This window comes from Nocardioides sp. YR527, assembly GCF_900101045.1.
In the GTDB taxonomy this organism is placed as follows: domain Bacteria; phylum Actinomycetota; class Actinomycetes; order Propionibacteriales; family Nocardioidaceae; genus Nocardioides.
In genome coordinates this window covers 208,970-215,587 of the sequence record NZ_FNFN01000010.1, presented here as the reverse complement: position 1 = coordinate 215,587, position 6,618 = coordinate 208,970, and the positions used below count along the sequence as shown (strand labels likewise).

The following is a 6,618-nucleotide window of genomic DNA, read 5'->3' as shown; positions in this document are numbered from 1 at the left end:
ACCACCTGGATCGAAACCGACTTCGACAACCAGATCACCCCCTACGCCGGCGGTCTGGGCGAGGCCGAAGAGGCCCTCGAGCGGCAGACCGTGGTGGTCGAGGTCGGCGGCAAACGCCTCAACGTCTCCCTGCCCGCCGGACTCGGCGGCCTCACGGTCGGCGGCGGCGGTGGCGGGGCCGGTGCTGCGAAGAAGCCCAAGCGGTCGGCGAAGAAGGCCGGAGCGGCCGCCTCCGGCGACTCCGTCACCTCCCCGATGCAGGGCACCATCGTCAAGATCGCCGTCGAAGAAGGCCAAGACGTCACCGAAGGCGACGTCGTCGTGGTCATCGAAGCCATGAAGATGGAACAACCCCTCAAAGCCCACAAGACCGGCACCATCACCGGCCTCAACGCCACCATCGGCGAAACCGTCGCCAACGGCGCGGTCATCGCCGAGATCAAGTAGCCGAAGGGATCCGTGATGACACCAGCGCCTGCAACTCTCCCGAGGCCTCAGTCACGTGGCAAAGTCGGCATGCAGTGGCTCGCGACGGCGCCTCAGACACAGCCGCGGCACTCTCGCGACCGACTGCCGTGGGGCACCGTCCACATCCGAAGGAACGGGTCCCAACGAACGGCCTGCGGAGAACCGACCGCGCTCTGGTTCACCTTCTGGGACCTGCCCGTCGACATGACGTCTGCAGAGATGTGCCGGTCCTGCGCTCAGCATGCCGCCGGCGATCACAGGAGCGTGGGGGCCGTCTGATGCGGATCATCATCATGGGCCCGCCGGGCGCGGGCAAGGGCACCCAGGCCAAGCACATCGCCCGGCACTACGGCATCCCGGCCATCTCCACCGGCGACATCTTCCGAGCCAACGTATCGCTGGCCACTCCGCTCGGTCTGGAGGCCAAGCGCTATCTGGACGCCGGCGAGTACGTCCCGGACGAGATCACCAACAACATGGTTCGCGACCGGATCGGTGAGCCCGATGCGGCCGGCGGATTCCTTCTCGACGGCTATCCCCGAACGCTCGCCCAGGTCGAGGAGCTCGACGGGATGCTCGAGCCCACCGGCCACGAGCTCGACGCCGTCATCAGCCTCGTCGTCGACGAGGACGAGGTCGTCACACGGCTGCTGCAGCGTGCCCAGATCGAGGGCCGCGCCGATGACACCGAGGACATCATCCGCCGCCGTCAAGAGATCTACCTCGAGCAGACCGCGCCGCTCATCGGCGCCTATCGCGAGCGGGGTCTCATCGTCGAGGTCGACGGCCTCGGCGAGGTCGACGAGGTCACCAAGCGGATTCTCAGCGCCTGCGACTCATCCGCAGACGCCATCTGCTGATACGCGAACAGCAACAGCGGTTGCCGCACACCGTGCCCATACCGGGCCGGGTGTGCGGCAACCGCTGAATCGCGTGGTGCGGGTTGGGCGACCAGGCAGAGTGGTTCGTAGCACTTGGCGTACCCTACCCTCCGACAGGAGACGTGAGATGGACACGACCACCGCGATCGCCCGCTTCGACGAAGTCCGAGCAGACACCGAACGACTAGCAGCACCTCTCTCCCCCGAGGACCAGACGGTCCAGTCGATGCCGGATGTCTCCCCCACCAAATGGCATCGCGCGCACGTGACCTGGTTCTTCGAGACCTTCGTGCTGGCGGAGAACGAGCCCGGCTTCACACCGTTCCAGGACAAGTACTGGTTCCTCTTCAACAGCTACTACGAGCAGGTCGGGCCGAGGTACGCGCGGCCGATGCGTGGCGTGATCAGCCGCCCCGGCGCGTACGAGGTCGGCGACTACCGACGCAACGTCGACGACCGGGTGCGGGACCTGCTCGACCGCGTGGACGAGGGCACCTTCGCCAAGCTCGCCCCGACCATCGAGCTCGGCTTCCACCACGAGCAGCAGCACCAGGAGCTGCTGCTGATGGACATCAAGCACGTGCTCTCGCTCAACCCGCTGCAGCCGACCTACGCCGGGCGTCCGGTCGCGGGTGCCGGGACCGACCGGCTGGGCTGGGTCGACGTCGACGGCGGTCTGGTCGAGATCGGGTCCGAGGGCGGTGGGTTCTGCTTCGACAACGAGCTGCCACGGCACCAGCAGTGGCTGGAGCCGTACCGGCTCGCCGACCGGCTGATCACCAACGGCGAGTGGCTGGAGTTCATCGCCGACGGTGGCTACCGACGCCCCGAGCTGTGGCTCTCGGACGGGTGGGCGCGGGTCAACGCCGAGGGCTGGGAGGCGCCCTTCTACTGGCGCGAGGCCGACGGAGAGTGGTTCGAGCACACCCTGCACGGCACCTCACCGCTCGACCCGGGGCTGCCGGTCTGCCACCTGAGCCACTACGAGGCCGATGCGTACGCCACCTGGGCCGGCAAGCGCCTCCCGACCGAGGCCGAGTGGGAGCACGCCGCCCGAACCTACGAGGTGGCCGGAAACCTCGCCGACCGGGACAGCTTCCACCCGCGCGCGGCCGGTCCCTCGACCGGCGGTCTGCGACAGCTCTTCGGGGACTGTTGGGAGTGGACCTCGTCGGCCTACCTGCCCTACCCGGGGTTCCATCCCGCCGCCGGCGCGATCGGTGAGTACAACGGAAAGTTCATGTCGAGCCAGATGGTGCTCCGCGGCGGCTGCGCGCTCACCCCGCCGGGACATACCCGAGCCTCGTACCGCAACTTCTTCCCGCCCGGTGCACGCTGGCCCGTCACCGGGCTCCGGCTCGCCGACGACGGGCGTCGTGCGTGACCTGGTCGGCCGCCGTCACCTGTGCCCATCGCGGCATCCTCGGACAGCCCCGGACGCACGTCGACTGGGCCTGTGATCACGACGACTGCCCCGCTCCGCTGCGACTCGGTCCCTGGACCGCCGCGGTCAGCGGCACCATCGACGACTCGTGGCGGCTCATCCTCGACAAGGCGCAGCAGGAGCGCCTGCCGATCGGCTCCGCCGTGGTCCAGATCGCCAACGAGCTGGCGGTCGGCGGCTTCTCGGTCCTCCTCAGCGACGGGGAGGACCTCGCCCTGCTGACCGGCGACGAGGGCGGCCACCTGGCCGAGCCGGCGTCCTGGGAGTACGTCGTCAGCAACCGTCCGCTCCCAGGAGCTCCGTCCACCTCGATCCCGCCGCGCACCATCGGGGTCCTCAGCCCGTGCGGGCCCACCTGGTGGCGGCTCGACACACCTCGTCGCAACTCGAATGACAACTCGAAGGAGAACCCCGCGTGACCCTCGACAGCAACGGCCAGGCCGGCACGACCACACCAGCCGGGGGCAGGCTCACCACCCTGTTGAGCGCCGAGGACCTACGCCGGAGCCTTGCGGAGGACGCCCGCACCGGCTTGAGCGCATCGCCGAAGTGGCTCCCGCCGAAATACTTCTACGACCAGCACGGCTCGGAGCTGTTCGAGGAGATCACCCGGCTGCCCGAGTACTACCCGACCCGCACCGAACGGGCACTGCTGACCGAGCACGCGCAGGCGATCGCCGAGGCCTCCGACGCCGAGGTGCTGCTCGAGCTCGGATCCGGTTCCTCGGAGAAGACGCGGCTCCTGCTCGACGCGCTGACGCGGACCGGTCGGCTGACGACGTACGTCCCCGTCGATGTCAGCGCCAGCGCACTCACCCAGGCGATGGACGCGCTCGCCGACGAGCGGCCGGGGCTCGCCCTGCACGGTGTCGTCGCCGACTTCGACCAGCATCTCGGGCAGCTGCCGACCCCAGGACGCCGGCTGATCGCACTGCTCGGCAGCACGCTGGGCAACTACGACCGCCCCGGGCGCGAAAGGTTCCTGGGATCGGTCGCCGCCGGCATGCGGCCCGGGGAGGGCCTGCTGCTCGGGCTGGACCTGGTCAAGGACCCCGGGCAGCTGGTCGCCGCCTACGACGATTCCGCCGGCGTGACCGCCGAGTTCAACCTCAACGCGCTGCGCGTTCTCAACCAGAGCCTGGGCGCCGACTTCGACACCGACCGGTTCCGGCACCTGGCACGGTGGAACACCGACGAGGAGCGGATCGAGATGCGACTCCTCGCCCAGGAATCCACCCGCGTGGAGCTGCGCGAGCTCGACCTCGTCATCAAGTTCGACGAAGGCGAAGAGCTCCTCACCGAGCTCTCCTGCAAGTTCCGTCACAGCAGCGCCGCCCGCGAGCTCGCCGCGGCGGGCTTCCGCGACCTTCGCTGGTGGACCGATCCGGAGGAGGCGTACACCCTCGTCCTGGCCACGCGCTGAGCGCGATGTCAGAGGGCTACGCGCTCGTCGGCGAAGCTGCCCATGCCTCGGCGGGGAGTCGCGCTCGTTCCGGGTAGTGCCAGTGCCTCCCTCGCCCCGAGATTCCCGCATACCGTGGTGCCATGACTGGAGTCGACCTGCGCTCGGAGATCCGGGAGTTCCTCAGCTCCCGGCGCGCCCGCATCACCCCGGAGCAGGCGGGTCTGCCCGCCTATGGCGGCAACCGGCGCGTCAAGGGGCTACGGCGGGAAGAGGTCGCGATGCTCGCCGGCGTCTCGGTCGACTACTACGTACGCATGGAGCGCGGCAGTCTCGCCGGGGCGTCCGAGAGCGTGCTCGACGCGCTCGCCTCGGCGCTCCAGCTCGACGAGGCCGAGCGCGACCACCTCTTCGCCCTCGCCCGTGAGTCGGGGACCGGCAGCCGGCGGCGCAAGAAGGCGGCCCCGGCCAACGTACGGCCCGTGCTCCAGCAGGTTCTGGACGCCATCACCGACGCCCCCGCATGGATCCGCAACGGGCGTCACGACATCCTCGCCATGAACCAGCTCGCGCGGGCGCTCTACTCCCCCGTGCTCGCCGACCCGCGGCGCCCCGCGAACACGACACGGTTCGTCTACCTTCACCCTGAAGCGGCCGAGAGGTTCTTCGTCGACTACGACCAGATCGCCCGCGACGCCGCCGCGATGCTCCGCCTCGAGGCGGGCCGCAACCCCCACGACAAGGCGCTCATCGAGCTCGTCGGCGAACTGTCCACCCGCAGCGAGCTGTTCCGCCAGCGCTGGGCCTCCCAGGACGTACGTTTCCACCGCAGCGGACGCAAGCGCCTCCACCACCCCGTCGTCGGACAGCTCGACCTCGACTTCGAGGCCATGGAGCTCCCCTCCGAGCCCGGCCTCCAGCTCAACATCTACACCGCGGCCGCCGGCACCCCCACCGCCGACGCCCTCAAGCTCCTGGCCTCCTGGGCTGCTTCCCAGGATCCGCTCCCCACCGAATCAGCCGCAGCGCCCACGAACTGACGCGGCCCGTGAGTCGGCGCGCACCTCATCGTGCGCCATTGCTGACTCCCTCCGGCTCGACGTCCTTCATCGCCTCCTCCCAGCGGGTCTTCTCCGCCACCTCTCGCGCCACCCGCGCAGTGCGCCACCGCTGCTTGGCCGGACTCCTCGTGAGAGACGTCATTCCCGACCTTCCCGAAAACCGTCGCCCGAGTCGAGCCATCCACTCAGGAGGGCCTCGGCGGCGCAGCCGACGAGATGACTACCGTCGGCGGCGCTCCGGTGCGAGCTCGGCTTCGCCGTAGCTGTTGTCGTCGGGGTTGATGGTCACCCCGGGCGCGACGATCTGGTCGATCCGGTCCAGCACGTCGTGGGTCAGGGACACGTCCGCGCCGGTGAGCTGGGACTCGAGCTGCTCCATCGTGCGCGGTCCGATGATCGCGGAGGTGACTGCCGGGTGGTTGATCACGAATGCGATGGCCAGGTCGATCAGGGTCATGCCGGCCTGCTCGGCCAGCTGCGCGAGCTCCTCGACGGCCTCCAGCTTCTGCTGGTTGGCCGGGCTGCTCATGTCGAAGCGCGCAGGGGGTCTCGCTGCCGATGTCGGTGCGGAGACGGAATCCTTGCGCCAGCGTCCGGACAACCAGCCGCCCGCCAGGGGGCTGTAGCTGAGGATGCCCATCCCGTGGCGCCGGGCGGTGGGGAGCACGTCGGCCTCGACACCGCGGACCAGGATGGAGTACGGCGGCTGCTCGGTGACGAAGCGCTGCAGGTGGCGCTCACGTGCGGTCCACTGCGCCTCGACGATCTGGCTGGCGGCGTACGAGGAGGACCCGATGGAGCGCACCTTCCCCTGCCGGACCAGGTCGGTGAGGGCGCCCAGGGTCTCCTCGACATCGGTGACCGGGCTGGGGCGGTGCACCTGGTAGAGGTCGATGTGGTCGGTGCCCAGGCGTCGCAGCGAGTCCTCCACCGATCGCATGATCCAGCGACGCGAGCCGCCGCCCTCGTTGGAGTCATCGCCCATGGGCATGAAGAACTTCGTCGCGAGGACGACGTCGTCGCGGCGGCCCTTCAGCGCCTTGCCGACGATCCGCTCGGACTCACCGGCGGAGTAGACGTCGGCGGTGTCGACGAAGTTGATCCCGGCGTCGAGGGCTCGGTGGATGATCCGGATCGAGTCGTTCTCGTCCTGATTGCCCCACGGACCGAACATCATCGTGCCCAGGCACAGCGGGCTGACGGACACTCCGGTCCGTCCGAGCTGGCGGCGTTCCACGGTCAAGATCCCTCTTTCATCGGGTTCATCGGGTTCAAGGCGTTCACGATGGCGCCTTCCTACCGGTTCGACCACCACGCTAGGCACCTCCGCCCACCTCAGGGAGGCCCTACGAGTCCCCCGTT

8 protein-coding genes are annotated in these 6,618 nt (G+C 69.2%); 6 read left to right on the top strand and 2 right to left on the bottom strand.

Annotation, left to right across the window (positions count from 1 at the left end; genetic code table 11):
- From BLT25_RS26215 to BLT25_RS26190, 6 genes are all read left to right on the top strand, one after another.
- A partial coding sequence (locus tag BLT25_RS26215) for an acyl-CoA carboxylase biotin carboxyl carrier protein subunit (protein WP_143033872.1) occupies positions 1 to 447 on the top strand: 447 nt, incomplete at its 5' end.
- A 299-nt stretch (positions 448 to 746) separates the two neighbouring features.
- On the top strand, positions 747 to 1,328 hold the full coding sequence (locus BLT25_RS26210; RefSeq protein WP_091052286.1) for an adenylate kinase: 582 nt from the start codon (positions 747 to 749) through the stop codon (positions 1,326 to 1,328).
- Between the two features lie 148 nt (positions 1,329 to 1,476).
- Complete coding sequence (gene egtB, locus BLT25_RS26205; RefSeq protein ID WP_091052284.1) at positions 1,477 to 2,733, top strand: ergothioneine biosynthesis protein EgtB; 1,257 nt, start codon at positions 1,477 to 1,479, stop codon at positions 2,731 to 2,733.
- Positions 2,730 to 3,212 carry a hypothetical protein gene (locus tag BLT25_RS26200; RefSeq protein WP_091052283.1) on the top strand — a complete coding sequence of 161 codons (483 nt, stop codon included), beginning with the start codon at positions 2,730 to 2,732 and terminating at the stop codon, positions 3,210 to 3,212. The genes egtB and BLT25_RS26200 overlap by 4 nt, the downstream gene beginning before the upstream one ends.
- The gene (gene egtD / locus BLT25_RS26195; protein ID WP_091052281.1) at positions 3,209 to 4,216 is read left to right on the top strand and encodes an L-histidine N(alpha)-methyltransferase; all 1,008 of its coding nucleotides are present in this window, start codon (positions 3,209 to 3,211) and stop codon (positions 4,214 to 4,216) included. Before BLT25_RS26200 ends, egtD begins: the two co-directional genes overlap by 4 nt.
- A gap of 122 nt (positions 4,217 to 4,338) precedes the next feature.
- A complete protein-coding gene (locus BLT25_RS26190; protein WP_091052280.1) occupies positions 4,339 to 5,235 on the top strand; it encodes a helix-turn-helix transcriptional regulator in 897 nt (298 codons plus the stop codon).
- A gap of 25 nt (positions 5,236 to 5,260) precedes the next feature.
- Here BLT25_RS26190 and BLT25_RS30085 read toward each other — a convergent pair whose 3' ends face one another.
- Complete coding sequence (locus tag BLT25_RS30085) at positions 5,261 to 5,398, bottom strand: hypothetical protein (RefSeq protein ID WP_176884295.1); 138 nt, start codon at positions 5,396 to 5,398, stop codon at positions 5,261 to 5,263.
- 78 nt (positions 5,399 to 5,476) lie between these two features.
- A complete protein-coding gene (locus BLT25_RS26185) occupies positions 5,477 to 6,493 on the bottom strand; it encodes an aldo/keto reductase (RefSeq protein ID WP_091052278.1) in 1,017 nt (338 codons plus the stop codon).
- Between the last annotated feature and the right edge of the window lie 125 nt (positions 6,494 to 6,618).

What these genes read in the sequence shown, in the direction of transcription:
- BLT25_RS26190 (WP_091052280.1), top strand. Translation starts at nt 4,339, where the DNA reads ATGACTGGAGTCGACCTGCGCTCGGAGATCCGGGAGTTCCTCAGCTCC.
- egtB (WP_091052284.1), top strand. Translation starts at nt 1,477, where the DNA reads ATGGACACGACCACCGCGATCGCCCGCTTCGACGAAGTCCGAGCAGAC.
- BLT25_RS26210 (WP_091052286.1), top strand. Translation starts at nt 747, where the DNA reads ATGCGGATCATCATCATGGGCCCGCCGGGCGCGGGCAAGGGCACCCAG.
- BLT25_RS30085 (WP_176884295.1), bottom strand. Translation starts at nt 5,398, where the DNA reads ATGACGTCTCTCACGAGGAGTCCGGCCAAGCAGCGGTGGCGCACTGCG.